This is a genomic window from Pseudomonas sp. TKO26, from assembly GCF_003225665.1.
Classification (GTDB): Bacteria; Pseudomonadota; Gammaproteobacteria; order Pseudomonadales; family Pseudomonadaceae; genus Aquipseudomonas; species Aquipseudomonas saponiphila.
This window is the reverse complement of sequence record NZ_QKLN01000001.1, coordinates 156,394-181,348: the sequence shown is the minus strand read 5'-3', so window position 1 is coordinate 181,348 and position 24,955 is coordinate 156,394. Positions and strand designations below refer to the sequence as shown.

21 protein-coding genes are annotated in these 24,955 nt (G+C 63.2%); 10 read left to right on the top strand and 11 right to left on the bottom strand.

Going from position 1 to position 24,955, the window contains the following annotated elements; genetic code table 11:
• Positions 1 to 8: 8 nt before the first annotated feature.
• The 3 genes from DNK59_RS00905 to DNK59_RS00895 all read left to right on the top strand — a co-directional run bounded on the left by DNK59_RS00905 (position 9) and on the right by DNK59_RS00895 (position 2,281).
• Entirely contained in the window at positions 9 to 911 is a 903-nt protein-coding gene (locus tag DNK59_RS00905) for a chemotaxis protein CheV (RefSeq protein WP_110721989.1), read from the top strand.
• A gap of 3 nt (positions 912 to 914) precedes the next feature.
• Positions 915 to 1,403: an N-acetyltransferase gene (locus DNK59_RS00900; protein WP_110721988.1), complete on the top strand. Its 489-nt coding sequence runs from the start codon at positions 915 to 917 to the stop codon at positions 1,401 to 1,403.
• 128 nt (positions 1,404 to 1,531) lie between these two features.
• The gene (locus tag DNK59_RS00895) at positions 1,532 to 2,281 is read left to right on the top strand and encodes a YkgJ family cysteine cluster protein (protein WP_110721987.1); all 750 of its coding nucleotides are present in this window, start codon (positions 1,532 to 1,534) and stop codon (positions 2,279 to 2,281) included.
• Between the two features lie 15 nt (positions 2,282 to 2,296).
• Here DNK59_RS00895 and DNK59_RS00890 read toward each other — a convergent pair whose 3' ends face one another.
• Together DNK59_RS00890 and DNK59_RS00885 are read right to left on the bottom strand one after the other, a co-directional pair.
• On the bottom strand, positions 2,297 to 3,880 hold the full coding sequence (locus tag DNK59_RS00890; RefSeq protein ID WP_092310560.1) for a PAS domain-containing methyl-accepting chemotaxis protein: 1,584 nt from the start codon (positions 3,878 to 3,880) through the stop codon (positions 2,297 to 2,299).
• Positions 3,881 to 4,037: 157 nt separating this feature from the next.
• Positions 4,038 to 4,283, bottom strand: coding sequence for a hypothetical protein (locus tag DNK59_RS00885; protein ID WP_110721986.1), 246 nt, complete (start codon positions 4,281 to 4,283; stop codon positions 4,038 to 4,040).
• A 223-nt stretch (positions 4,284 to 4,506) separates the two neighbouring features.
• Here DNK59_RS00885 and DNK59_RS00880 point away from each other — a divergent pair, with 223 nt between their 5' ends.
• The 7 genes from DNK59_RS00880 (at position 4,507) to DNK59_RS00850 (ending at position 14,408) form a co-directional block, all read left to right on the top strand.
• A complete protein-coding gene (locus DNK59_RS00880) occupies positions 4,507 to 5,664 on the top strand; it encodes an efflux RND transporter periplasmic adaptor subunit (RefSeq protein WP_110721985.1) in 1,158 nt (385 codons plus the stop codon).
• A complete protein-coding gene (locus DNK59_RS00875; RefSeq protein ID WP_110721984.1) occupies positions 5,661 to 8,756 on the top strand; it encodes a multidrug efflux RND transporter permease subunit in 3,096 nt (1,031 codons plus the stop codon). Before DNK59_RS00880 ends, DNK59_RS00875 begins: the two co-directional genes overlap by 4 nt.
• 8 nt (positions 8,757 to 8,764) lie before the next feature.
• Positions 8,765 to 9,442, top strand: coding sequence for a heavy metal response regulator transcription factor (locus DNK59_RS00870; protein WP_092310548.1), 678 nt, complete (start codon positions 8,765 to 8,767; stop codon positions 9,440 to 9,442).
• Entirely contained in the window at positions 9,432 to 10,796 is a 1,365-nt protein-coding gene (locus DNK59_RS00865; protein WP_110721983.1) for a heavy metal sensor histidine kinase, read from the top strand. The genes DNK59_RS00870 and DNK59_RS00865 overlap by 11 nt, the downstream gene beginning before the upstream one ends.
• Positions 10,797 to 11,005: 209 nt before the next feature.
• On the top strand, positions 11,006 to 11,230 hold the full coding sequence (locus DNK59_RS00860) for a hypothetical protein (protein WP_092310542.1): 225 nt from the start codon (positions 11,006 to 11,008) through the stop codon (positions 11,228 to 11,230).
• 190 nt (positions 11,231 to 11,420) lie between these two features.
• Positions 11,421 to 12,743: an OprD family porin gene (locus tag DNK59_RS00855; RefSeq protein WP_110721982.1), complete on the top strand. Its 1,323-nt coding sequence runs from the start codon at positions 11,421 to 11,423 to the stop codon at positions 12,741 to 12,743.
• A gap of 141 nt (positions 12,744 to 12,884) precedes the next feature.
• Positions 12,885 to 14,408 carry a diguanylate cyclase gene (locus DNK59_RS00850; protein ID WP_092310536.1) on the top strand — a complete coding sequence of 508 codons (1,524 nt, stop codon included), beginning with the start codon at positions 12,885 to 12,887 and terminating at the stop codon, positions 14,406 to 14,408.
• Positions 14,409 to 14,475: 67 nt separating this feature from the next.
• Here the strand turns inward: DNK59_RS00850 and lpxC are convergent, their stop codons facing one another.
• The 9 genes from lpxC to murD form a co-directional block, all read right to left on the bottom strand.
• Positions 14,476 to 15,387, bottom strand: coding sequence for a UDP-3-O-acyl-N-acetylglucosamine deacetylase (lpxC, locus tag DNK59_RS00845; RefSeq protein WP_011063304.1), 912 nt, complete (start codon positions 15,385 to 15,387; stop codon positions 14,476 to 14,478).
• 112 nt (positions 15,388 to 15,499) lie between these two features.
• Positions 15,500 to 16,693, bottom strand: a complete 1,194-nt coding sequence (ftsZ, locus tag DNK59_RS00840) for a cell division protein FtsZ (RefSeq protein WP_011063305.1) — start codon at positions 16,691 to 16,693, stop codon at positions 15,500 to 15,502.
• A gap of 90 nt (positions 16,694 to 16,783) precedes the next feature.
• The gene (gene ftsA / locus DNK59_RS00835; RefSeq protein ID WP_011063306.1) at positions 16,784 to 18,043 is read right to left on the bottom strand and encodes a cell division protein FtsA; all 1,260 of its coding nucleotides are present in this window, start codon (positions 18,041 to 18,043) and stop codon (positions 16,784 to 16,786) included.
• Positions 18,044 to 18,057: 14 nt separating this feature from the next.
• Positions 18,058 to 18,924, bottom strand: coding sequence for a cell division protein FtsQ/DivIB (locus DNK59_RS00830; protein ID WP_016966667.1), 867 nt, complete (start codon positions 18,922 to 18,924; stop codon positions 18,058 to 18,060).
• 4 nt (positions 18,925 to 18,928) lie between these two features.
• Positions 18,929 to 19,885 (bottom strand): D-alanine--D-alanine ligase, encoded by a 957-nt coding sequence (locus tag DNK59_RS00825; protein WP_092310533.1) that lies wholly within the window; start codon positions 19,883 to 19,885, stop codon positions 18,929 to 18,931.
• Entirely contained in the window at positions 19,882 to 21,339 is a 1,458-nt protein-coding gene (murC, locus tag DNK59_RS00820) for a UDP-N-acetylmuramate--L-alanine ligase (RefSeq protein ID WP_110721981.1), read from the bottom strand. The genes DNK59_RS00825 and murC overlap by 4 nt, the downstream gene beginning before the upstream one ends.
• Positions 21,332 to 22,402 carry an undecaprenyldiphospho-muramoylpentapeptide beta-N-acetylglucosaminyltransferase gene (gene murG, locus DNK59_RS00815; protein WP_092310527.1) on the bottom strand — a complete coding sequence of 357 codons (1,071 nt, stop codon included), beginning with the start codon at positions 22,400 to 22,402 and terminating at the stop codon, positions 21,332 to 21,334. The genes murC and murG overlap by 8 nt, the downstream gene beginning before the upstream one ends.
• A complete protein-coding gene (gene ftsW, locus DNK59_RS00810) occupies positions 22,392 to 23,609 on the bottom strand; it encodes a putative lipid II flippase FtsW (RefSeq protein ID WP_092310524.1) in 1,218 nt (405 codons plus the stop codon). Before ftsW ends, murG begins: the two co-directional genes overlap by 11 nt.
• On the bottom strand, positions 23,606 to 24,952 hold the full coding sequence (gene murD / locus DNK59_RS00805; protein ID WP_110721980.1) for a UDP-N-acetylmuramoyl-L-alanine--D-glutamate ligase: 1,347 nt from the start codon (positions 24,950 to 24,952) through the stop codon (positions 23,606 to 23,608). Before murD ends, ftsW begins: the two co-directional genes overlap by 4 nt.
• Between the last annotated feature and the right edge of the window lie 3 nt (positions 24,953 to 24,955).

Here is a 24,955-nt window from a genome sequence, read left to right as displayed (position 1 = left end):
AGGTTTTTATGTCCTCCAACAAAGCCCGCGCAGATTCGCTTTCGCTTCTGCTGTTTACCTTGCGCAGCGGCAAGCTGATGGCGATCAACCTGCTTAAAGTCAGTGAAATCATTCCCTGCCCGCCGCTGACCAAGCTGCCGGAATCCCACCCCCATGTGAAAGGCATCGCCACCCTGCGCGGCAACTCGCTGTCGGTGATCGACCTCAGCCGGGCCATTGGCGAGCGCCCTCTGGCCGACCCGGACAACGGCTGCCTGATCGTCACCGACGTCAGCCGCTCCAAGCAGGGCCTGCACGTGCAGGCGGTGAGCAAGATCGTGCATTGCCTGACCACCGATATCCGCCCGCCGCCCTTTGGTTCCGGCGGTATCAAGTCCTACATCACCGGCGTGACCCAGGTGGACGGCACCCTGGTGCAGGTGCTGGACATCGAGAAGGTGATCCACGGCATTGCCCCGGCCCAGATCGAGATGGCGCCCACCGAACTGAGCATGGAAGACGCCGAAGCCCTGGGCAACGCGCGGATCCTGGTGGTGGACGACAGTCAGGTGGCGCTGCAGCAATCGGTGCACACCCTGCGCAACCTCGGCCTGCAATGCCACACCGCCCGCAGTGCCAAGGAGGCCATCGACTGCCTGCTGGAACTGCAGGGCACGGCCAACGAAATCAACCTGATCGTCTCGGACATCGAGATGTCGGAAATGGACGGCTACGCCCTGACCCGGACGCTGCGGGAAACCCCGGACTTCGCTCACCTCTACGTGTTGCTGCACACCTCCCTGGACAGCGCCATGAACAGTGAAAAAGCGCGTCAGGCCGGGGCCAATGCGGTACTCACCAAGTTCTCTTCGCCGGAACTGACCCGCTGCCTGATCGACGCCGCCAAAACCATCGCCAGCCAGGCGGCCTGAACCATGAGCGAAATCCACTGCCTGCTGCTGCGCCGCGATCTCACCCGCACGCTGGCCGTTGCGCAGTGGCCGCCCGGTGTCACCCTGCTGCACTACCAGCCCGAGCTGGCTGCCCAGGTGCATCAGCTGATGCACCTGGGCTACCAGGATGGCGGTGGCAGCGTGCCGACCCTGGAGCGCTGGCGCCAGTCCTTCGAAAGCGATGCCGAATACGATCCGCAACTCTGTCTGCTGGCCCGGGATGCCAGCGGGCTGATCGGTGTCGCCCAATGCTGGACCAGCGCCTACATCAAGGACCTGGTGGTGCATCCCCGCGCCCGTGGCCAGGGTGTGGGGCGGGCCCTCCTCGAGCAGGCCTTCGTGATGTTCGCCGAACGCCGGGAAGGCTTTGTCGATCTGCGGGTTCTGGAAGACAACCGGCGAGCCCGCCGTTTGTATGAAAGCGCCGGCATGCAGATCCTGCGTCGCGAGCGCGTGCCCCAGGGTTCCTGAACACCGGCACGCCCCCCCCCCCGCCAGCCGCGGAGGGTGGCGTGCAACTTGCTTGGCCCCCTGCTCCAGCCGCGCCGACGTGTTTTTTTCGACGCGATCCCCATCGCCCCAGAAGGGTTCCACGATCCATGAACACCCAGTTTTCCTGCGTTGGTTGCGGCAAGTGCTGCAGCGATCACCACGTGCCCCTGACCCTCACGGAAGCCCGGGCCTGGGCGGCTGACGGCGGTCAGGTGATCGTTCTGGTGGAAGCCTTCCTCGGCACTGGCCTGGGCTTGCCAGTGGCGCAGCGCGACCATGCACAACGCCGCTCCTGCCGGGTGTTCAGTGGCAGCGCCGAGGCCTATGTGGCGATCACTTTCGCCGCCTACAACGTCGGCCCCTGCCGGAATCTTGACGAAGAGTCGCGCTGTCGCATCTATGAACGGCGACCGCTGGTGTGTCGCATCTATCCGATGGAAATCAATCCGCACATTCCGCTCAATCCATTGGCCAAGGACTGCCCGCCGCATTCGTGGGAACAGGGTCCGCAACTGATCCTCGGCGGTGAACTGGTGGACCCGGAACTGGCGGAGCTGATCGCGCGCTCGCGCCAGGCCGACCGTGACGACATCCAAGCCAAGGAAGCCATCTGCGCCTTGCTGGGAATCCGCACCACGGCTCTCAAGGGCGACGGTTTCACCGCCTACCTGCCCGACATCAATGCCCTGGCCACGGCCATCGACCAGGTCTGCGCCGCCGCCCCGCAGACCGCGAGCCAGCCTTGGCGCTTTCACCTGTCCGGCGACGACATCGCCAGCCAGGTCCTGGCCGCCGGAGCCCAGGTGGTCAGCACCGCCGGCCTGGACTACGCCTTCATCTCCCTGCGCGCCGCCTGAGTCAATCGCGGCGGCCTAGCCACGCTTGTGCCAGAACTCATGGGCCAGCTGGCGCAGGTCCCCCGCCAGCCCGGCCACATCGCCTGAGTTGACGTGGCTGAGCTGGCCGGCACTGACCGTCACTTCGCAGGCATTGCGAATACCGATGATGTTGCGGTTGATGTCCTCGCTGACCGCACTCTGCTCTTCCACTGCCGCAGCAATCTGCAGGCTCATCTCGGTGATCTGGTTGACCCGCTGGCTGATGCCGTCCAGGGCCACCGCTGCGCGCTGGGCCTGATCGACGCTGCTTTCCACGTGCGCACTGCTGTGCTGCATGGCCTCCACCGCATGGCGTGCCGCATTTTGCAGGGTGCTGATCATGCGCTGGATCTCGTTGGTGGAATCCTGGGTCCGCTGGGCCAGGCCACGCACCTCATCGGCCACCACGGCAAAGCCGCGTCCCTGCTCGCCGGCCCGCGCCGCCTCGATGGCCGCATTCAGGGCCAGCAGGTTGGTCTGTTCGGCAATGCTGCGGATCACCTCCAGCACCCCGGAAATGTCCGAGCTGTGGCCTTCCAGTTGATGGATGACCTCGGTGGCCCGCTCCAGCTCGCTGGCCAGGCGCAACACCGCGCTGCGGCTTTCACCCACCAGTTGATGCCCTTCGCGGGTTTCGCTCTCCGCCTGATCGGCGGCCTCAGACGCCTGCTGGGCATGGGTGGCGACCTCGGCCACGCTGGCGGCCATCTGATGAATGGCCGCGGCCACCTGATCGGTTTCCGCCTGCTGCTCCAGGGTGCTGTTATGGCTGCTGTGCAGATGCTCCACCAGCTCCGCGGCATGCCCGGCCAGGCGCTGGGAAGCATCGCCAATCCGCCCCACCACGGCTCCAACCTGGGCTTCGAGCATCTGCAGGGCGAACTCGATACGTCCGAATTCGTCCGCACGACCGGTGTAGATGCCCTGGCTCAGGGGGTTGTCGCCGATCTGCCGGGCGCGCTCGGCCAGGCGATCCAGCGGGCGCATTTGTACACCGACCGCCACTAGGCTCAGGCACCAGCCCATAGCCATCACCGTGCCCTGGAGCATCCAGGACTCGGGCAGCAGCCATGCTGAAACTCCGAAACTGCCGATAAAACCGGCGCTGATGGCGGCCCACAGGCGCAAGCGCAAGCTCATGACCGGCAGCAGGCTCCACCATGAAGGCCCGCCCTCCCTGAGCCGGGCATAAGCCTGCTCGGCGGCGGCGATCTGTTGCGGGCTGGGCTTGGTGCGCACCGATTGGTACTCCACCGCCTGACCGTCCCGCGTCACCGGGGTGACGTAGGCGCTGACCCAGTAGTGGTCACCGTTCTTGCAACGGTTCTTGACCATGCCCATCCACGAGCGGCCGCGCTTGAGCGTGCGCCACATATGGCCGAAGGCCGCCGCGGGCATGTCCGGGTGACGCAGCAGGTTATGCGGCGAGCCCAGCAGTTCTTCGCGGGTGTAGCCGCTGATCTTGATGAAATCAGGATTGGCGTAGGTGATCGCGCTGGTCAGATCGGTGGTCGAAAGGATGTTCGCATCAGGGGCAAAGTCCACGTTTCGCCCAGTAACCGGCAGGTTGATCTTCATGGCAAGCGCGCTCGTAATTGTTAGGAGGAGTCGGCAGGGCTGCTGACTCTAAGCGCACTGATGCCACAAATACTGATCCAGCTCAGGTTTAAAGCAATTAGCCATCACTGCGATTAAAAAGCGCAAATCAGGGCAATGTCTGCGATTGTCGGCGATATCAGCGTTTGCCCATGGAGCGACGGGTGCCGGGCGGCGCAGCGCCGGGGGTCTTGGTGTGGCCGTTGCTGACGCCGTTCTTGTACCAAGGCTGCTGGGCATTCTTGGCCGGCGCGAACTCGGACGGCTTGAAAGGAAACTTGAACGCCGGAATCGCCGCTTTGGCCTCGGTTTCAGGAGTGGCCGGTGCAGCCGCGGGATCGGCGTTCAGGCCGTCATCCGCAGCAGGTTGTGCAGGGGAAGTCATGGAAGCTCCAGGGGAGAAGGATAATCCGCGCCAGGGAACGGGCCGCAGTGGCCGGCAGTATACCTGTGCACCCGCGATCTTTGACCTGGGGCGCGGCGGCCGGACGGTACTTTTCTGACAGCGCTGACAGCTGGCGGTCACGCTGTTGACCGGGTTGCCGGACTATAACTGTCAACAGATCATGGCCAACCTTCGACACCATTGCCCCCGGCGTTCTACCTCTATGCCCATTGCCAAGAAAACCGTCGTGACCGCAGCGCTGCTGGTGGGCCTCACCGCTGGCGCGGCCTGGTTTCTCAACAAGCCGGCGACCGCCAGGCTGGCCGCGCCCACGGCAATCCCGGTGCGAGTGGTGCAGGTGGTCCAGCAGGATGTGCCGCGCTACGTCAGCGGCATCGGTACGGTGCTTTCGCTGCACAGCGTGATCATCCGTCCCCAGGTGGATGGCATCCTCACCCGCTTGCTGGTCAAGGAAGGCCAACTGGTCAAGGCCGGGGACCTGCTGGCCACCCTCGATGACCGCTCGATCCGCGCCAACCTGGATCAGGCCAAGGCCCAGCTGGCACAGAACCAGGCCCAGTTGCAGGTGGCGCAGGTCAACCTCAAGCGCTACAAGCTGCTGTCGGTGGATGACGGCGTCTCGAAACAGACCTACGACCAGCAAGCGGCCCTGGTCAATCAGCTCAACGCCACGGCCCAGGGCAACCAGGCCGCCATCGATGCCGCGCAGGTCCAACTGTCCTACACCCAGATCCGCTCGCCCGTCACTGGCCGGGTGGGCATTCGCAGCGTGGACGAAGGCAACTTCCTGCGCATGAGCGACGCGCAAGGCCTGTTCTCGGTGACCCAGATCGACCCCATCGCCGTCGAGTTCTCCCTGCCCCAGCAGATGCTGCCCACCCTGCAGCAACTGGTCCGCGCCCAGGACCCGGCGGCGGTCCAGGCTTACCTGGGCACCGACAGCAACAAGACCGGCACCCTGCTGGGCAATGGCCATCTGAGTCTGATCGACAACCAGATCAACACCAGCACCGGGACCCTGCGCGCCAAGGCGGAGTTCGACAATCCCCAGCAAAAGCTCTGGCCCGGGCAACTGGTGACCGTGAAGATCCAGACCGCGCGGGAACTGGGTGCGCTGACCGTACCGCCCACGGTGGTCCAGCGTGGCCTTGATCAGCACTTCGTGTTCCGGATCAAGGGCCAGCAGGTGGAAAGCGTGCCGGTACAGGTGCTGTACCAGGACAGCGAGCTGAACATCATTACCGGGGTCCAGGCCGGGGATGTGCTGGTCAGTGACGGCCAGTCGCGGCTCAAGCCCGGCTCCCGGGTCCAGGTGTTGGATGCCCCGCCGCAGGCGCCAGCACGGGAGCCCAAGCCATGAAGGGGCACGGCTCTCTATCCGCCTGGTGCGTCGACCATCCGGTCGCCACCGTGCTGCTGACCTTTGCCCTGGTGTTGCTGGGAGCGGTTGCCTTTCCGCGCCTGCCGGTGGCGCCGCTGCCGGAGGCCGAGTTCCCCACCATCCAGGTCTCCGCTTCCCTGCCCGGGGCCAGCCCGGACACCATGGCGTCCTCGGTGGCCACGCCCCTTGAAGTGCAGTTCAGTGCCATCCCCGGCATGACCCAGATGACCTCCAGCAGTGCCCTGGGCTCGACCCTGCTGACCCTGCAGTTCACCCTGAACAAGAGCATCGACACCGCGGCCCAGGAAGTGCAGGCGGCGATCAACACCGCCGCCGGCAAACTGCCCAAGGACATGCCCACCCTGCCCACCTGGAGGAAGGTCAACCCGGCCGACAGCCCGGTGCTGATCCTCAGCATCAGTTCGACGCAGATGCCCGGCACCGAGCTCAGCGACTACGCGGAAACCCTGCTGGCCCGGCAGATCAGCCAGATCGACGGCGTCGGCCAGATCAACATCACCGGCCAGCAACGTCCGGCGATCCGGATCCAGGCCGCGGCGGACAAGCTGGCGGCCATCGGCCTGACCCTGGCCGACATCCGCCTGGCGATCCAGCAGACCAGCCTCAACCTGGCCAAGGGCGCGTTGTACGGTGAGTCGAGCATCTCCACTCTGTCCACCAACGATCAGCTGTTCGATCCCGAGGAATACGCTCAGCTGATCGTTTCCTACAAGGACGGCGCAGCGGTGCACCTGCAGGACGTGGCCCGGGTGGTCAGCGGCCCGGAAGACGCCTACGTCCAGGCCTGGTCCGGCGATCAGCCGGGAGTCAACCTGGTGATCTCGCGCCAGCCGGGGGCCAATATCGTCGATACCGTGGATCGCATCCAGGCCGCCCTGCCGGGCCTTGAGGCGATGCTGCCGGCCTCGGTGCAGGTCAAGGTGCTGGTGGACCGCACCCAGACCATCCGCGCCTCGCTGCATGAGGTGGAGATCACCCTGCTGATCGCGGTGCTGCTGGTGGTGGCGGTGATGGCACTGTTCCTGCGCCAGTGGTCGGCGACCCTGATTGTTTCCGCGGTGCTGGGGGTATCGCTGACCGCGAGCTTCGCCCTGATGTACCTGATGGGCTTCAGCCTGAACAACCTGACCCTGGTGGCCATCGTCATCGCCGTGGGCTTCGTGGTCGACGACGCCATCGTGGTGGTGGAGAACATCCACCGCCATCTGGAAGCCGGCGACGGCATGCGCGAGGCGGCGATCAAGGGCGCCGGTGAAATCGGCTTCACCGTGGTGTCCATCAGTTTCTCCCTGGTGGCGGCGTTCATTCCCCTGCTGTTCATGGGTGGCGTGGTTGGTCGGCTGTTCAAGGAGTTCGCCCTGACCGCCACCTCCACCATCATGATTTCGGTGCTGGTCTCGCTGACCCTGGCGCCGACCCTGGCCGCCCTGTTCATGCGCGCCCCGGTGCACCCGGCCCACGCCAAGCCGGGCTTCGGCGAGCGCCTGCTGGCCCTCTACGAGCGTGTCCTGCGCCGGGCCCTGGCCCGGCAGCAACTGATGCTGGGGATTTTCGGCCTGACCCTGAGCATGGCCATTGCCGGCTACATCCTGATTCCCAAGGGCTTCTTCCCGGTGCAGGACACCGGCTTCGTGCTCGGCACCACCGAAGCCGCCGCGGACATTTCCTACCCGGACATGGTGAAGAAACACCAGGCGCTGGCCGAGATCGTCGCCGCCGACCCGGCGGTGCAGGCCTTCTCCCATTCGGTGGGCGTCTCTGGCAGCAACCAGACCATCGCCAACGGCCGCTTCTGGATCTCGCTGAAAAAACGCAGCGAGCGGGATGTCTCGGCCAGCGCCTTTATCGACCGCATCCGCCCGCAACTGATGCGGGTGCCCGGTATCGTCCTCTACCTGCGAGCCGGGCAGGACATCAACCTCAGTTCCGGCCCCAGTCGCGCCCAGTACCAGTACGTGCTGAAAAGCAACGACGGTCCGACCCTGACCACCTGGACCCAGCGCCTGACCGAGAAACTGCGCGGCAACCCGGCGTTTCGCGACGTCTCCAACGATCTGCAACTGGGCGGCAGCATCACCCACATCAACATCGACAGGACCGCCGCCGCGCGCTTCGGCCTCACCGCCAGCGATGTCGACCAAGCGCTGTACGACGCCTTCGGCCAACGTCAGATCAACGAGTTCCAGACCCAGATCAACCAGTACAACGTGATCCTCGAACTCGACACCCAGCAACGGGGCAAGGCCGAGAGCCTCAACTACTTCTACCTGCGCTCGCCGTTGACCGGGGACATGGTCCCGTTGTCGGCCCTGGCGCGTTTCGATGCGCCCAGCATCGGCCCGCTGTCGATCGCTCACGACGGCATGTTCCCGGCCGCCAACCTGTCATTCAACCTGGCTCCCGGCGTGGCCCTGGGAGACGCGGTGATCCTGCTGCAACAGGCCAAGAACGAGATCGGCATGCCGGCGGCCATCAGCGGCAACTTCCAGGGCGCGGCCCAGGCCTTCCAGAGCTCCCTGGCCAGCCAGCCGTACCTGATCCTCGCCGCGCTGGTGGCCGTGTACATCATTCTCGGGGTGCTGTACGAAAGCTTCGTGCATCCGCTGACGATCATTTCCACCCTGCCCTCGGCGGGGCTCGGCGCCTTGCTGATGCTCTGGCTCTGTGGCCAGGACTTTTCCATCATGGCGCTGATCGGCCTGGTACTGCTGATCGGCATCGTCAAGAAGAACGGCATCCTGATGATCGACTTCGCCCTAGAAGCCCAGCGTAACGGCGGCCTGCCTCCTGAAGAAGCGATCTACCAGGCCTGCATCACCCGGTTCCGGCCGATCATCATGACCACTCTGGCCGCCTTGCTCGGCGCCCTGCCTCTGATGCTCGGCTACGGCACCGGCGCCGAACTGCGCCAGCCCCTGGGTATCGCCGTGGTCGGCGGCCTGCTGGTGAGCCAGGCGCTGACGCTGTTCACCACGCCAGTCATATACTTGTGGCTCGAGCGGCTGTTCCACCGGCCCCGGCCAGCCCTTTTGCCGGACACCCACACCTGAGGCGGGTCATGCGCGTTCTGATTATCGAAGACGAAGAAAAAACCGCGGACTATCTGCACCGCGGGCTGACCGAGCAGGGTTACACCGTCGACCTGGCCCGGGATGGCATCGAGGGGCTGCACCTGGCGCTGGAAAGCGACTACGCGGTGATCGTGCTGGATGTCATGCTCCCCGGGCTGGACGGCTTTGGCGTGCTGCGGGCATTGCGCGCGCGCAAGCAGACTCCGGTGATCATGCTCACCGCCCGCGAGCGCGTCGAGGACCGGATTCGCGGCCTGCGCGAGGGTGCCGACGATTACCTGGGCAAGCCCTTTTCCTTCCTTGAACTGGTGGCCCGCCTGCAGGCCCTGACCCGCCGCAGTGGCGGGCACGAGCCGGTACAGATCAGCATCGCCGACCTGTGGATCGACCTCATCAGCCGCAAGGCCAGTCGCGCCGGCACCCGCCTGGACCTGACCGCCAAGGAGTTCTCGCTGCTCAGCGTGCTGGCCCGGCGCCAGGGCGAGATCCTGTCCAAGACCTCGATTGCCGAGATGGTCTGGGACATCAATTTCGACAGCGACGCGAATGTCGTCGAAGTGGCGATCAAGCGCCTGCGGGCCAAGCTCGACGGACCTTTCGAGCACAAGCTGCTGCACACCATCCGCGGCATGGGGTATGTGCTGGAGAACCGCAGTGGCGAGTAACTCCATCGCCCTGCGCCTGAGCGGGCTGTTCACCCTGGTGGCCCTGCTGATCTTCCTGCTGATTGGCGGCGCCCTTTATCAACAGGTGGACAAGGGCCTGGGGCTGCTGCCGGAAGCCGAGCTGGACGCGCGCTACAGCGTGCTGGAGTCGGCCCTGAACCGCTATGGCAATCCGGAACACTGGGCCAAGATCAACGCCAAGCTCAAGCTGCTCAGCGAGGAAGACAGGCGCATCCGTTTCTGGGCGGTGAGCGACGACGTCGGTTATGAATACGGCAACCCTGACCCGCAGATCCGTGCATTCGCCGAAGGGCCGCTGGGCATGCGCGACCTGAACCTGAGCGACCATCCCTATCCATTGAAGGTGCTGGTCAGCCAGTTGCCGGCCAAGGAACAACGCCCGCCCCTGCGCTTTTTGATCGCCATCGAGACCGACACCTTTCACCAGACCCAGCACCAGTTGCTGATGGCGCTGATCGGCTTGGCCATCGTCGGCGTCGTGCTGGCCTCGGCCCTGGGTTACTGGGTAGCGCGGATCGGCCTCAAGCCGCTGATCAAGCTGTCCCAGGAGGCCCAGCGCCTGGCACCGCCACGGCTGTCCGGGCGCCTGCAACTCTCGCCCCTGCCCCCGGAGCTGAGCCAGTTCGTCAACTCCTTCAACTCCACCCTGGAACGGGTCGAGCAGGCCTACTCGCGCCTAGAATCGTTCAACGCCGACGTCGCCCATGAACTGCGCTCGCCGCTGACCAACCTGATCGGCCAGACCCAGGTGGCCCTGACCCGTGGCCGCTCGGCGGAGCATTACTTCGAGGTGCTGCAATCCAACCTTGAAGAACTGGAACGGCTGCGCTCCATCGTCAACGACATGCTGTTCCTGGCCAGCGCCGACCAGGGCAGCAAGGCCACCAAGCTCACCAGTACCTCCCTGGCGGCGGAAGTGGCCACCACCCTGGACTACCTGGATTTCATCCTCGAAGACGCCCAGGTGCGGGTCGAGGTCCAGGGCGATGCCCAGGTGCGGATCGAGATTGCCCACCTGCGCCGGGCCCTGATCAACCTGCTGAGCAATGCCGTGCAGCACACGGCGGCGGGCGAAGTGATCCGAGTACGGATCGAGGTGCAGGAACATCAGGTGACGATCGCCGTGAGCAATCCGGGCCAGAGCATTGCCAGTGAACACCTGCCCAGGTTGTTCGAGCGCTTCTACCGGGTCGACGCCTCGCGCAGCAACAGCGGCGCCAACCATGGCCTGGGGCTGGCCATCGTCAAGGCCATCGCCCTGATGCACGGCGGCGACGTGTTCGTGCGCAGCGACCGGGGTGTCAATACCTTTGGGCTCTATCTGCCTCTCTGAGTGGCGGATTCTGTAAGCGCCGGCTGGCCGCCCAGCGAAGACGTCAACACATCCGCTGCAAGGCGATATGACGCTTGCGCTGGCAAGCCAGCGCCAACTGTTGTTTTTTTGGTAACAGTCCTTATCCTGTTCAGCTCTTTTTCCTGCAGCCCACTGGTTATATTTTTGTCGCACCGAATTGAACTTGCTCCGCAAGAAGGTCTTCAGAAATGTCCAACAGTATGGGTATCGCCAGCGCCTTTGTTTTGTCTTCCCTGTTCGTGGTGCCAATGGCCATGGCCGAGGAATCCCAGGGATTCGTGGCCAGAAATGCCGCACGCGCCGCCGCCTTCGAACAAGCCCAGATCGCCCAGGCCGCCCAGCAGCAAAACAGTCAGCAAGCCCAGAAAGTCACGGCCGAGCAAAGCCAGAGCGACGCTCGAAAAGACAGCTGATCCGCGCTACCGACTCGTTTCCCTCGACAACTTCTCTGCTTTCAACCCCGGAGCAAGTTGTCTTAAAGCCGCTGACTTCAGCGGCTTTTTTTTGCCATGCAAGAACCCGCGCCCCAGGCATCGGGCCCAGAGCAAGCAACTCGCGAATTCACAATAAAAATCCAAGTTCATTCACCAAAGGAGCTACACGTTGTTCAGGATCTCGCTCAAAGCCAGTCCACTATTCATTGCAATCGCTGCAACGATCCCCGCCTCGGCCCAGGCCGGCGAAGAGAGCAAGAACGAAGGCTTCATCGCCGGTTCGAGCCTCAAGCTCAATGCGCGCAACTACTACATGAACCGCAACCGCCAGCAGCAGGCGGATGACAACATCGAGTGGGGCCAGGGTTTGCTCGGTGTCTTCGAGTCCGGCTACACCCAGGGCACTGTGGGTTTCGGCCTGGATGCCAATGCCATGCTCGGCCTCAAGCTCGATGGCGGTGGCGGCACCGACAGTTCGAGCATCCTGCCCATCAGCGATGGCAACGGAAAAGCGCCCGGAGCGTTCTCCACCGCTGGCGCCACCTTGAAGATGCGAGCCTTCGACACCGAGCTCAAGGCCGGCGACCTGTTTCTCAACAACCCGGTGATTGCCGGGGGCATGAGCCGCATGCTGCCGCAGACCTTCCGCGGCATCAGCCTGACCAACCGCAGCTTCGACGGCTGGATGATCGAGGGTGGCCAGGCCAGCTTCACCAAACCCTACAACCAGAGCGGACACAAACGCATCGGCAGCTCCTACGGCAGTCTGCGCGATGGCGACGAGAGCCGGCACCTGAACTGGGCCGGGGTGGCCTGGAGCGGCGTTCCGGGGCTGACCAGCAATCTCTACGCCGCCGAACTCAAGGACATCTGGAACCAGTACTACTACGACCTGGACTACACCTACGCGGTCAACGACCTGGTCAGCCTCAACCCTGGCTTGCACTTCTATCACACCCAGGACACCGGCCAGGCCCTGCTGGGCAACATCGACAACAACACCTACAGCCTGCACTTCACCGTCGGCGTGGGCAGTCACAGCGTCACTGCCGCCTACCAGCGGGTCAACGGCAACACGCCGTTCGACTACATCGCTCAAGGCGACAGCATCTACCTGGACAACTCCCAGCAATACTCGGATTTCAACGGCCCCAACGAGCGCTCGTGGAAGCTCAAGTACGCCTACGATTTCGCCGGCCTCGGCCTGCCGGGCCTGACTTCGTCGCTGTCCTACTCCCACGGTGAACTGGACCTGACCAAGGTCGATCCGCAAAGCCGTGGCTACGCCTCCTGGTACAGTGCCGACGGCAAGAACGCCAAGCACTGGGAACGCGATCTGGATCTGAAGTACGTGGTCCAGGGCGGCAGCGCCAAGGACCTCGCCGTACGCCTGCAATGGGCGACCAACCGTGGCGGCAACGGTTACGGCGCGCTGGATAACGACACCGATGAATACCGAGTGATCATCGACTACCCGATCAACGTCTTCTAAGGCGCGTCAGGCAAAAAAGGCCAGCATGTTTTGCTGGCCTTTTTTGTTTCCGGGATTTATACAAGCGCGACGGCGTGACCGATTTCTGTAGCCCACGTCCACACTAGACTGACACCTGTCGACGTAGCAGAAATCAAAATCATGAACGTGAGCAGTGCGCCCCCTCGCACAGGGAAAATCGCGTCAAAGACGGAACGCCTGGTGGTCCTGGCCAGCTCGCTGATCGTCGTGGCCATTCTCAGCATCGTCACCTACCTGTTGATCCGCGAACACGCGGCTGCCAAGCAGGCGGCGACCCGTGCCGCGAACAACATCGTGCAGCTGATCGATGCCGACGTGTTGCGCAACGTCGAGCTCTACGACCTGTCAGTCAAGGGCCTGATCGACGCCACGCAACGCGACGACCTCAAGAATGTTTCGGCTTCCATCCGTCATCTGGCACTGTTCGATCGGGCCACGGCAGCGCCCTACAAGGGCGATATCCTGCTGCTGGACAAGCATGGCGACGTGCTGGCCGACTCGGCCTCGGTCGTGCCACGCACAGGCAACTACGCCGATCGCGAGTACTTTCGATCGCACATCGACAATCCGGACCCGGGCATGATGATCAGTCCGCCATTCCGTGCCCGCGGCGCCGATCACGATTGGCGAATCAGCTTCAGCCGGCGGCTCAGCGATGAGCATGGCCAGTTCATCGGAGTGGCCGAAGCGGCCATGCGCCTGAGCTACTTCAACGAGCTGTTCAAGAATCTGGATATCGGGCGCAACGGCTCGATCAATCTGATCAGTCGCGATGGAGTACTGCTGGCCCAACAGCCGCCCCTGGCGGACGACCTGATTGGCAAGAGCTTCAGCAATCGTCCCAACTTCGTGCGCATCCTGCGCGAAGGCAATGGCAGCTTCATAAGCGTTTCCAGTGTTGATCAGATGCAACGCCTGTACACCTTTTCCCAGGTCGGCGATCTGCCGCTGATCGTGATTGTCGCGCTGTCCATAGACGAGGTCTTCGCTGCCTGGCAACGCACCGCGCTGCTGATCAGCGGCGCCACTGGGGGGCTGTGCATCGCTCTGTTCTGGCTGACCTGGCAACTGTGTCGCGAACTGCGGCGCCGACAGAACGCCGAACAGGCGCTGGCGCGCCTGGCGGCCGTCGACGCCCTCACCGGCGTGGCCAATCGCCGTACCCTGGATCAGGTGCTGAGCAACGAATGGGCACGGGCCCGACGCACCCATCTGCCGTTGTCGCTATTGATGATCGACGTCGATCACTTCAAATCCTTCAACGACCGCTTCGGCCATCCGCTGGGAGACCAGGCCCTGCGTGCGGTGGCGCAATGCATGGATGCGTGCGTCGGGCGGCCGTCGGACCTGGCGGCACGCTTTGGCGGCGAGGAGTTTGCGGTCGTCCTGCCGGGGACCGACAGTGCCGGCGCCGCAGTCCTGGCGGAGAAGATCCGCGCCAGCATCGCCGCCTTGCCGGCCGTCAGCGAGCAGGCCACGCCACTGACCGTGAGCATTGGCATCAACACCTGGTCAGGCCATCCCGATATCGCTCTGGAACAATGGGTGAGCGACGCCGACAAGGCGCTGTATCAGGCCAAGCACAGCGGTCGCAATCGGGTGGTTTCCAACATGTCCTACAGCGGCTACCCGCGCAGCGCCTGAAATCTCAGGCATAAAAAAAGGCCATCCGGGGGGATGGCCTTCAAAAACAAAAGGAAAGAGAGAGTACTTACACGGCCGCGACCGGACGCATGTAAGAGATCGGTGCAGTACTGGCGTCTTCGAAGGTCACGACTTCCCAGGCATCTTTCTGCTCAATCAACTTGCGCAGTAGCTGGTTGTTCAGTGCGTGGCCCGACTTGAAGCCTTTGAACTCGCCTATCAGGCTATTGCCCAGCAGGTAGAGGTCACCAATTGCATCCAGGATCTTGTGCTTGACGAATTCGTCTTCGTAACGAAGGCCGTCTTCATTCAGTACGCCATCCGAATCGACCACAATGGCGTTTTCCACGCTGCCGCCGAGTGCGAGGTTGTGCTTGCGCAGGTACTCGATGTCACTCATGAAACCAAAGGTACGGGCGCGGCTGACTTCTTTTACAAACGAAGTGCTGGAGAAGTCCACGCTTGCACTCTGGGTGCGGTCACGGAAAACCGGGTGATCGAAATCGATCTCGAAGCTCACTTTAAAACCATCGAAAGGCACGAAAGTGGCGCGCTTGTCGCCGTCTTCCACGGTCACTTCACGAAGGATGCGGATGAACTTTTTAGCTGCGTCCTGTTCTTCGAGGCCAGCAGATTGAATCAGGAATACGAAGGGTCCGGCGCTACCATCCATGATCGGGACTTCGGACGCGGAGAGCTCGACGTAGGCGTTATCGATGCCCAGGCCAGCCATGGCCGAGAGCAAGTGCTCCACCGTGTCCACTTTGACGTCACCGTTGACCAGAGTGGTCGACATCGTGGTTTCGCCAACATTTTCTGCGCGAGCAGGAATCTGCACCACAGGGTCCAGGTCGGCACGACAAAACACAATGCCGGTGTCGACAGGCGCAGGCTTGAGGGTCAGGTATACCTTCTCCCCGGAATGCAGGCCTACACCTGTGGCACGGATAATATTCTTCAGGGTGCGTTGTTTAATCATGGCTTGGGCCGCTTCAGCGCAAATTGCGAACTGGTATCAACAAAGGCTGGCGATAATAGCAGACCATGCCTTTGCTGAACACCAATCACCCTAATACCCCTGATACATTCCATCAATCGGCCTGACGACGCAGGAATGCCGGGATGTCCAGGTAATCCAGATCATCTTGCGGATTCAGCTTCGCCGCGGTCGCCGCGTTCGACTGCGCCTGATTGCGCATGACAGTCGGACGATCCAGGTCACGGTAGTTCACCGACGGCAGTTCCTGACGAGCAGGGGCTGGCGCTTGCGACTGTGCGGACATGGAAGTCTGAACGGTGTTGTCGATGACCTTTACCGGCTTCTCGATTTTCGCGCCCAGGCCGGTGGCCACTACGGTTACATGCAGCTCGTCACGCATGTCCGGATCGATAACGGTACCGACCTTGACCATGGCGTGTTCGGAAGCGAAGGCTTCGATGATGCTACCCACGTCGGAGTACTCACCCAGGGACAGGTCAGGACCGGCGGTGATGTTCACCAGGATGCCGCGCGCACCTTCCAGGTTCACGTCTTCCAGCAGCGGGTTGCGGATCGCCGCTTCAGTGGCTTCACGCGCACGGTTAGGACCGCTGGCGCAGCCAGTGCCCATCATCGCCATGCCCATTTCGCTCATCACGGTACGTACGTCGGCGAAGTCGACGTTGATCATGCCCGGACGCTTGATGATGTCGGAGATACCGCGAACGGCACCGGCCAACACGTCGTCAGCCTTGGCGAAAGCCGACAGCAGGCTGGCGTCCTTGCCGAGGATGGTCAGCAGCTTCTCGTTGGGGATGGTGATCAACGAGTCGACGCTTTCGCTCAGCGCGCGGATGCCCTCATCGGCGATCTGCATGCGCTTGCGGCCTTCGAACGGGAACGGACGGGTCACCACCGCGACGGTGAGGATGCCCATTTCCTTGGCCACTTCAGCAATGATTGGCGCCGCACCGGTACCGGTACCGCCGCCCATGCCAGTGGTGATGAACACCATGTTGGTGCCCGCCAATACTTCGGCGATGCGCTCGCGGTCTTCCAGAGCGGCTTGACGGCCGACTTCCGGATTGGCACCCGCACCCAGGCCCTTGGTCACACCGGTACCCAGTTGCAGGATGGTCCGCGCGCCGATGTTTTTCAGCGCTTGAGCGTCAGTGTTGGCGCAGATGAACTCGACGCCTTCAATGTTGCTCTTGACCATGTGATTGACCGCGTTGCCGCCGCCACCGCCAACACCGATAACCTTGATTACCGGACTCTGCGGGATGTTGTCTACGAGTTCGAACATTTTCCCTCTCCTTTCATTTCTCTAGTTTTTCGCCTACTGCCTACTGCGTTTACTGCTTGTCACTTGAAACTTGTCGCCTGAAACTGCTTCTCAGAAGTTGCCCTGCACCCAGCTCTTGATGCGGTCGAGCAAGGCAGCCTTGGGTTCGTCGCTGCTGTAGCTGTCGCGGCTGCCGATGCCGGAGAACGAGATGCCGTCGGACTGTTTCTGCAGTCCGTACAGCAGCAGGCCGACACCGGTGGAATAGATCGGGTTGCGCACCACGTCGGACAGGCCCTTGACACTGTGGGGCACGCCCAGGCGAACCGGCATGTGGAAAATTTCCTCGGCCAATTCAACAGCGCCTTCCATCTTCGAGGTGCCACCGGTGAGCACGATGCCCGCCGGGATCAGGTCTTCGTAGCCACTGCGACGCAGCTCGGCCTGGATCAGGGTGAAGAGTTCGTCGTAACGCGGCTCGACCACTTCGGCCAGGGCCTGGCGCGACAGCTCGCGCGGCGGACGGTCGCCAACGCTTGGCACCTTGATGGTCTCGCCGGCACCGGCCAGCTTGGCCAGGGCGCAGGCGTAACGGATCTTGATCTCTTCGGCGTACTGGGTCGGCGTGCGCAGGGCCATGGCGATGTCGTTGGTCACCTGGTCGCCGGCAATCGGGATCACCGCGGTGTGACGGATCGCGCCTTCGGTGAAGATCGCCATGTCGGTGGTGCCGCCGCCGATGTCCACCAGGCACACGCCCAGCTCTTTCTCATCGTCGGTGAGTACCGAATAGGCCGAAGCCAGTTGCTCAAGGATGATGTCGTCGATTTCCAGACCGCAGCGGCGCACGCACTTCTCGATGTTCTGCGCGGCATTCACCGCGCAGGTGACCACGTGCACCTTGGCTTCCAGGCGCACGCCGGACATGCCCAAAGGCTCACGCACGCCTTCCTGGTTATCGATCACGTAATCCTGCGGCAGGGTGTGCAGGACCCGCTGGTCAGCCGGGATCGCCACGGCCTGCGCCGCATCCAGTACCCGCTCCAGGTCCGCCGAGCTCACTTCACGGTCGCGAATCGCCACGATGCCGTGGGAGTTCAGGCTGCGGATGTGATTGCCCGCCACGCCGACGAAAGCCGAGTGGATACGGCAGCCCGCCATCAGTTGCGCCTCTTCCACCGCGCGCTGGATCGACTGCACGGTGGACTCGATATTCACCACCACGCCCTTCTTCAGGCCGCGGGAAGGATGGGTGCCGATGCCGACGATTTCCAGCGAGCCATCGGCCGCGACTTCGCCCACCAGCGCCACCACCTTGGAGGTGCCGATATCCAGGCCGACGATCATTTTGCCGCTTTGCACATTTGCCATGGTCCTGCCTCTTCTTAATTCTTCGCGACGGCAGGTTGCGCCGTCGTGGGTGCCGCCGGATCGCGCCAGCCCACGGCCAGGCCGTTGGCGTAGCGCAGATCGATGCGCGCGATGTTCGTGATCTGTTCTTTCAGCGTTTTTTCATAAATGGCAATGAAGCGGCGCATCTTCTCCACCAGATGATCGCGACCCAGGAGCAACTCGATGCCGGGACCGGCACTTCCGGCACCGGTGGTCAGGAACCAACTGCCGCGCTCGCGCAGCTCCAGACGGGCGATCGAAAAGCCCAGCGGTCGCAGCATCTGGCTCAACACCTGATACTGCTGCATCACTTGCTGCTGGGCCCGCTGCGGCCCGAACAACTGCGGCAAGTGTTCGTAGTTCGCCAGCTCACGCGGGGTGAAGGCCTGGCCCTGGTTGTTCAACAGCGCCTCGTCGCCCCAGCGGGCCACCGGCAGTTGTTCTTCCAGGCGAATCACAACCTGGTCCGGCCACACCCGACGTACTTCGGCGTGAGCGATCCAGGGCATCTGTTCCAGCTCGGTGCGCATGCTCGCCAGGTCGATGGTGAAGAAGCTCGCCGCGACATAGGGCGCGATCCGCTGCTGCACCGCCTGCTGGCTGATGTAGCTCAAGTCCCCCTGCACCGCGATCTTGGTGATCGGTCGGTCGGCATATGGCAGCAAGCGCTGGGCACCTTCATAGGTGCCAAACCCCAGCGCCACCAGCAGCACCGGCCAGAACAGGCTTTTCAGAAAGCCGAAGTTGGCTTTCGGCAGGCGCACCGACATCGGCTCTTTGGCCACCATCCGGCTGGCACCCCGCGGCACCGGCTTGCGGCCGGGTGCGGGTTGCTGATGACGAAGCGACGCGCCTTGCATGGACTTAACCTCTCGCCTCAAGACTGGCTGCCAGGATGGCCAATACCAGCTGCTGGAAATCCAGACCGGCCGCACGGGCGGCCATCGGCACCAGACTGTGATCGGTCATGCCTGGAGCGGTGTTCACTTCCAGGAACCAGAACTGCCCCTGGGCATCCTGCATCACATCGGCACGTGCCCAACCGGCAATACCGAGCGCCTCACAGGCTTTCGCCGTGAGGTCCATCAGTTCCTGTTCCTTGGTGCTATCGAGGCCGCATGGAATCCGGTACTGGGTATCGGAAGCCAGGTACTTGGCGTCGTAGTCGTAAAACGTGTGAGGAGTGCCCAAGGCGATCGGTGGCAGCACCTGACCACGCAGGGTCGCGATGGTGAACTCCGGACCCTGGATCCATTGTTCGACCAACACTTGCGAATCGTAGGTACTGGCCGCCTTCCATGCGTCGATCAACTCAGACGCGGACGTCACCTTGGCCATACCGATACTGGAGCCTTCATGAGCCGGTTTGACGATCAAAGGCAGGCCCAGTTCCGCCACCGCGGAAATACAGTCGGCCTCGGAGCCAAGTACCGCGTGGCGCGGCGTCGGAATACCCAGGCTGTGCCACACCTGCTTGGTGCGCAGCTTGTCCATGGCCAGGGCCGAAGCGAGGATGCCGCTGCCGGTATAAGGAATGCCCAGGCACTCCAGCAGGCCCTGCATGCTGCCGTCTTCACCGCCGCGACCATGAAGAATGATGAAGGCGCGATCGATCTTCTCGCTCAAGAGGCGCTGCAGCAGATCGTCGCCAACGTCGATACCGAATGCATCGACGCCCCCACTCTGCAGGGCTTCGAGCACGGCCTTGCCGGACTTCAGCGACACTTCGCGCTCGGCGCTCTTGCCGCCATACAGCACCGCAACGCGACCGAAATCGCTCGGCGCCACGGTGGAAAACAGCTTGGCGTAGGCAGCGGTCATTTCAGCGCTCCCTTGCCAGCAGGCACAGCACCAGCGAACAGCGGGCTGTTGAGCAGTTTTGGCGCCAGGCCACCGATATCGCCGGCACCCTGACACAGCAGGATGTCACCAGCGCGCAGCAACGGCTTGACCAGCGGCGCCAGGTCGACGCCACGTTCGATGTAGATCGGGTCCAGCTGGCCACGCTGGCGAATGCTATGGCACAGCTGACGACTGTCCGCCCCCGGGATCGGCTCTTCACCGGCCGGGTAGACCTCCATCAACAGCAGGACGTTGGCATCGGCCAGCACTTGTACGAAGTCGTCATACAGATCGCGGGTACGGCTGAAGCGGTGTGGCTGGTAGACCATCACCAGACGGCGTTCCGGCCAGCCGCCACGCACGGCCTTGATTACCGCAGCAACTTCGGTCGGGTGGTGGCCATAGTCGTCCACCAACATCACGTTGCCGCCTTCCACCGGCAGTTCGCCGTAGACCTGGAAGCGCCGGCCCACGCCCTGGAAGCCCGACAGGCCCTGGACAATGGCTTCGTCGCTGATGCCTTCGTCAGTGGCGATGCAGATGGTCGCCAGGGAGTTGAGCACGTTGTGGTTGCCCGGCATGTTCACCGAGACATCCAGCGGTTCGCGGTCGCGACGCAGCACGGTGAAGAAGGTCTGCATGCCCTGCTGACGTACATTGATCGCGCGCACGTCGGCTTCTTCGCTGAAGCCATAGGTCACGGTAGGACGCTTGACCAGCGGCAGGATATCGCGCACCACCGGATCGTCCAGGCACATCACCGCCAGCCCGTAGAACGGCAGGTTGTGCAGGAAATCGACGAAGGTTTTCTTCAGTTTGTTGAAGTCACCGTCGTAGGTCGCCATATGATCGGCGTCGATATTGGTGACCACCGCCACCAGCGGCTGCAGGTGCAGGAAGCTGGCATCGCTTTCGTCGGCTTCGGCAATCAGGTAACGGCTGGTGCCCAGTTGGGCATTGGTGCCCGCGGCATTCAACCGGCCACCAATGACGAAAGTCGGGTCCAGGCCGCCGGCGGCGAACACCGAGGCCAGCAGGCTGGTGGTGGTGGTCTTGCCGTGGGTGCCGGCCACGGCAACGCCGTGACGGTAGCGCATCAGCTCGGCGAGCATTTCCGCCCGCGGCACCACCGGAATGCGTCGTTCCAGCGCAGTGGCGACTTCCGGGTTGGAGGTGTTCACGGCGCTGGAAACCACCAGCACATCGGCGTTCGCGGCGTTCTCGGCGCGGTGGCCAATGAAAATCTGCGCACCAAAGGATTCCAGGCGCTCGGTGACCGGCGACGCCTTGAGATCGGAACCCGAGACTTGGTAACCCAGGTTGAGCAGCACTTCTGCGATCCCGCACATGCCCACGCCACCGATACCGACGAAGTGGATACGGCGGATACGGCGCATTTCCGGCTGCGGCATGGCTTTCTGATTCTCAACCATGGGCCACCTCCAGGCAGATGTTCACTACATCGTGGGTGGCGCCGGGCTTGGCCAGGCGGCGGGCGGCCTGAGCCATGTTGTCGAGTCGTTCTGGTTGCATCAAAACCTCTGTCAGGCGAGCGGCAAGGTCCGCTGCACCAGTCGTTCTTTGCGGCATCAGGAAAGCGGCGCCTTCACGAGCCAAATATTCGGCGTTGCGGGTCTGGTGATCGTCGATCGCATGGGGCAGCGGCACCAGCATCGAGGGCAGACCGGCGGCGGCCAGTTCGCTGACAGTCAGCGCACCTGCGCGACAGACCACCAGGTCGGCCCAGCCATAGGCTTGGGCCATGTCTTTGATAAAGGGCTGCACCTGCGCGTCGACGCCGGCGGCGCGATAGCGCTCTGCAGTGACTTCATCGTGGTTTTTACCGGCCTGGTGGAACACCTCCGGGCGCAGCTCGGGGGCGACCTGTGCCAGGGCTTCCGGCAGTAATTTGTTCAACGGCTCTGCCCCCAGGCTTCCGCCCAGGATCAGTAAACGCGCCTTGCGTCCGGCCAGGGCCTCGCGCGGTGTTTCGAGGAACAGTTCGGTGCGTACCGGATTGCCCGTGGTGCGGCGGCTGCCGGAGGCCCCGAAGGTGTCCGGGAAAGCTTCGCAGACTCGCGCAGCCAAAGGCACCAGCAGCCGATTGGCGGTACCGGCAACCGCGTTCTGTTCGTGAACGATGACCGGCACTCCGGACAACTTGGCGGCAACACCGCCAGGGCCGGTCACATAACCGCCAAAACCCAGCACGCAGACCGGCTTGAGCTGGCGAATGATCCTTCGGGCCTGAAGCACCGCCTTGATCAGGACGAACGGCGCCTTGAGCAGGGACAGCTTGCCCTTGCCGCGCAAACCGCTGACGTTGATCAGGTGCAGCGGCAAGCCCGCAGCCGGAACCAGTTCGTTCTCGATTCCCCGCGGGGTGCCCAGCCAGTGCACGCTGTAGCCACGGGCCTGGAACTCGCGGGCACAGGCCAGCGCCGGGAACACGTGGCCACCGGTGCCGCCGGCCATGATCAGCACGTTAGCGCCCATGGAGCGGCTCCTCGGCAAAGTCACTTTCACTGAACTCCATCTCTTCGCTGCCCAAGTGAGTCCTGCTCTCCCACTCGATGCGCAACAGCAGGCCGAGACAGGCGCAGCAGATCACCAACGAGCTACCGCCATAACTGAGAAACGGCAGGGTCAGGCCCTTGGTCGGCAACAGGCCGACGTTCACGCCGATATTGATCAGGAACTGGCCGATCCACAGGAACGACAGGCCATAAGCCACATAGGCGGCAAAAAACTGCTTGGCTTTCTCGGCCCACAGGCCGATGTACATGCCACGAATACAGACGAATACGAACAGCGCCACGGTGCACAGGGAACCCACGGCACCCAGTTCTTCGGCCAGGACCGAGAACACGAAGTCGGTGTGGGCTTCCGGCAGGTAGAACTGTTTCTGCACACTGTTGCCCAGGCCGACGCCCAGCCACTCACCGCGACCAAAGGCGATCAGCGCCTGGGACAATTGATAACCGGCACCGAACTGGTCGGCCCAGGGGTCGGCAAAGTTGGTCAGACGCGCCATTCGATAAGGCTGCATCTGAATCAGCAGGACCACCGCCGCCACCGCCAGGACCACCATCAGGGAAAAGCGGAACAGTCCGACACCGCCCAGGAACAGCATGGCCGCAGCGGCGCCCATCATGACCACGGTGGCGCCGAAGTCCGGCTCCATCAGCAACAGTCCGGCCATCGGCAGCAGCACGATGAACGGCTTGAAGAAGCCCATCCAGCTCTCACGCACTTCCTTCTGCCGTCGCACCAGGTAGCCGGCGAGGTAGATCACCACAAATACCTTGGCGATCTCCGAAGGCTGGACGTTGAAGAAGCTGAAGCCGATCCAGCGCATCGAACCGTTCACTTCGCGGCCGATCCCCGGAACGATCACCATCACCAGCAGACCGAAGGCCCCGATCAGCATCATCCAGCCCAGACGCTGCCAGGTGGCAATCGGAATCATCATGGTGACGATGCACGCCCCCAGCCCCAGCACGATGTAGATCAGGTGGCGAATCATGTAGTACAGGGCACTGCCCGACTGCGCCGCCGCCACTTCGGTGGACGCCGAGGCAATCATCACCAGCCCCAGGCCCAGCAGGGTCAGACAGCCGGCGAGCATCGGGAAATCGAGGTCGATACCGCGCCCGGTGATCAGCGGAGACGGATAAGGCTTGATGATGTTTCTCAGGTTCATGCCAGCTCCTCCACGACACGGACGAACTGGTGACCACGGTCTTCGTAATTCTTGAACATGTCGAAACTGGCGCAGGCGGGCGACAACAGCACCACGTCGCCTGGCTGTGCGACAGCGCGGCATTGCGTTACCGCCTCCACCAGCGAGCTGGCACGAATCAGCGGCACGGCATCCCCGATGGCAGCGCCGATCTTGTCGGAGTCGCGGCCCATCAGGATCACCGCGCGGCAGTTGGCCGCCACCGGATCACGCAGGTCCTTGAATTCAGCACCCTTGCCATCACCACCAGCGATCAGCACGATCTTGCCGTCGATGTCGGCCCCCAGGCCTTCGATGGCAGCCAATGCAGCGCCGACGTTGGTGGCCTTGGAGTCGTTGTAATACCCCACGCCATCCACATCCCGCACCCACTGGCAACGGTGCTCAAGGCCGGCAAATGCGCGCAGGGCCGACAGCATGGCGTCGAACGGCAAGCCCACGGCATGACCCAGGGCCAGGGCCGCGAGAGCGTTGGACTGGTTGTGGGCGCCACGGATCTTCAGTTCGCGCACCGGCAGCAGATTCTGGAATTCAAAGGCCAGGTACTTCTCGCCGTTCTCTTCCCGCAGGCCGAAGCCCTTGAAGTCCGGCTTGCCCAGACCGAAGCTCCAGCACGGCAGATTCTCGCTGAGCAGCGGCCGGGTCAGGGCATCCTGACGATTGACCACCACTTGCCGCGCGCCACGGAAGATCCGGTGCTTGGCCAGGTGGTAGGCCGGCAGGCCGCTGTAGCGGTCCATATGGTCTTCGCTGATGTTCAGCACAGTGGCCACTTCGGCGCCCAGCTGATCGGTGGTTTCCAACTGGAAGCTGGACAGTTCCATCACGTACAGCTCGACGTCGTCGCTGAGCAGGTCCAGGGCCGGGGTGCCCAGGTTGCCGCCCACAGCGACGCGTTTGCCCGCCGCGGCGGCCATCTCGCCCACCAGAGTGGTCACGGTGCTTTTCGCGTTGGAACCGCTGATGGCAACGATCGGCGCCTTCGCGTTACGCGCGAACAGCTCGATGTCACCGGACAATTTCACGCCACGGGCAGCAGCGGCCTGCAGGGCCGGAGTCGCCAGGGCCAGGCCGGGGCTCACGTAGAGCTCGTCGGCGCGGCACAGGAAATCGACATCCAGCTCGCCACAACGCACTTCCACCTGGGGATAGTCACGACGCAACGTGGCCAGCTCAGGTGGATTTTCCCGCGTATCGGCCACCGCAAAAGCAACGCCCCGGTTCGCCAGGAAGCGAACCAGGGACATGCCGCTCTTGCCGAGGCCGACAACGATGCGGAAGTGGTCAGAAGCGATCAGAGACACTCG

What these genes read in the sequence shown, in the direction of transcription:
- DNK59_RS00825 (WP_092310533.1), bottom strand. Translation starts at nt 19,885, where the DNA reads ATGACCGCTGCCTACGCCAAGCTGTTTTCCACCGTGGCGCCGAGCGAT.
- ftsZ (WP_011063305.1), bottom strand. Translation starts at nt 16,693, where the DNA reads ATGTTCGAACTCGTAGACAACATCCCGCAGAGTCCGGTAATCAAGGTT.
- DNK59_RS00875 (WP_110721984.1), top strand. Translation starts at nt 5,661, where the DNA reads ATGAAGGGGCACGGCTCTCTATCCGCCTGGTGCGTCGACCATCCGGTC.
- DNK59_RS00850 (WP_092310536.1), top strand. Translation starts at nt 12,885, where the DNA reads ATGAACGTGAGCAGTGCGCCCCCTCGCACAGGGAAAATCGCGTCAAAG.
- DNK59_RS00890 (WP_092310560.1), bottom strand. Translation starts at nt 3,880, where the DNA reads ATGAAGATCAACCTGCCGGTTACTGGGCGAAACGTGGACTTTGCCCCT.
- murC (WP_110721981.1), bottom strand. Translation starts at nt 21,339, where the DNA reads ATGGTTGAGAATCAGAAAGCCATGCCGCAGCCGGAAATGCGCCGTATC.
- ftsW (WP_092310524.1), bottom strand. Translation starts at nt 23,609, where the DNA reads ATGAACCTGAGAAACATCATCAAGCCTTATCCGTCTCCGCTGATCACC.
- DNK59_RS00885 (WP_110721986.1), bottom strand. Translation starts at nt 4,283, where the DNA reads ATGACTTCCCCTGCACAACCTGCTGCGGATGACGGCCTGAACGCCGAT.
- DNK59_RS00860 (WP_092310542.1), top strand. Translation starts at nt 11,006, where the DNA reads ATGTCCAACAGTATGGGTATCGCCAGCGCCTTTGTTTTGTCTTCCCTG.
- DNK59_RS00900 (WP_110721988.1), top strand. Translation starts at nt 915, where the DNA reads ATGAGCGAAATCCACTGCCTGCTGCTGCGCCGCGATCTCACCCGCACG.
- murG (WP_092310527.1), bottom strand. Translation starts at nt 22,402, where the DNA reads ATGGGCGCTAACGTGCTGATCATGGCCGGCGGCACCGGTGGCCACGTG.
- ftsA (WP_011063306.1), bottom strand. Translation starts at nt 18,043, where the DNA reads ATGGCAAATGTGCAAAGCGGCAAAATGATCGTCGGCCTGGATATCGGC.
- DNK59_RS00905 (WP_110721989.1), top strand. Translation starts at nt 9, where the DNA reads ATGTCCTCCAACAAAGCCCGCGCAGATTCGCTTTCGCTTCTGCTGTTT.
- lpxC (WP_011063304.1), bottom strand. Translation starts at nt 15,387, where the DNA reads ATGATTAAACAACGCACCCTGAAGAATATTATCCGTGCCACAGGTGTA.
- DNK59_RS00870 (WP_092310548.1), top strand. Translation starts at nt 8,765, where the DNA reads ATGCGCGTTCTGATTATCGAAGACGAAGAAAAAACCGCGGACTATCTG.
- DNK59_RS00830 (WP_016966667.1), bottom strand. Translation starts at nt 18,924, where the DNA reads ATGCAAGGCGCGTCGCTTCGTCATCAGCAACCCGCACCCGGCCGCAAG.
- DNK59_RS00895 (WP_110721987.1), top strand. Translation starts at nt 1,532, where the DNA reads ATGAACACCCAGTTTTCCTGCGTTGGTTGCGGCAAGTGCTGCAGCGAT.
- DNK59_RS00880 (WP_110721985.1), top strand. Translation starts at nt 4,507, where the DNA reads ATGCCCATTGCCAAGAAAACCGTCGTGACCGCAGCGCTGCTGGTGGGC.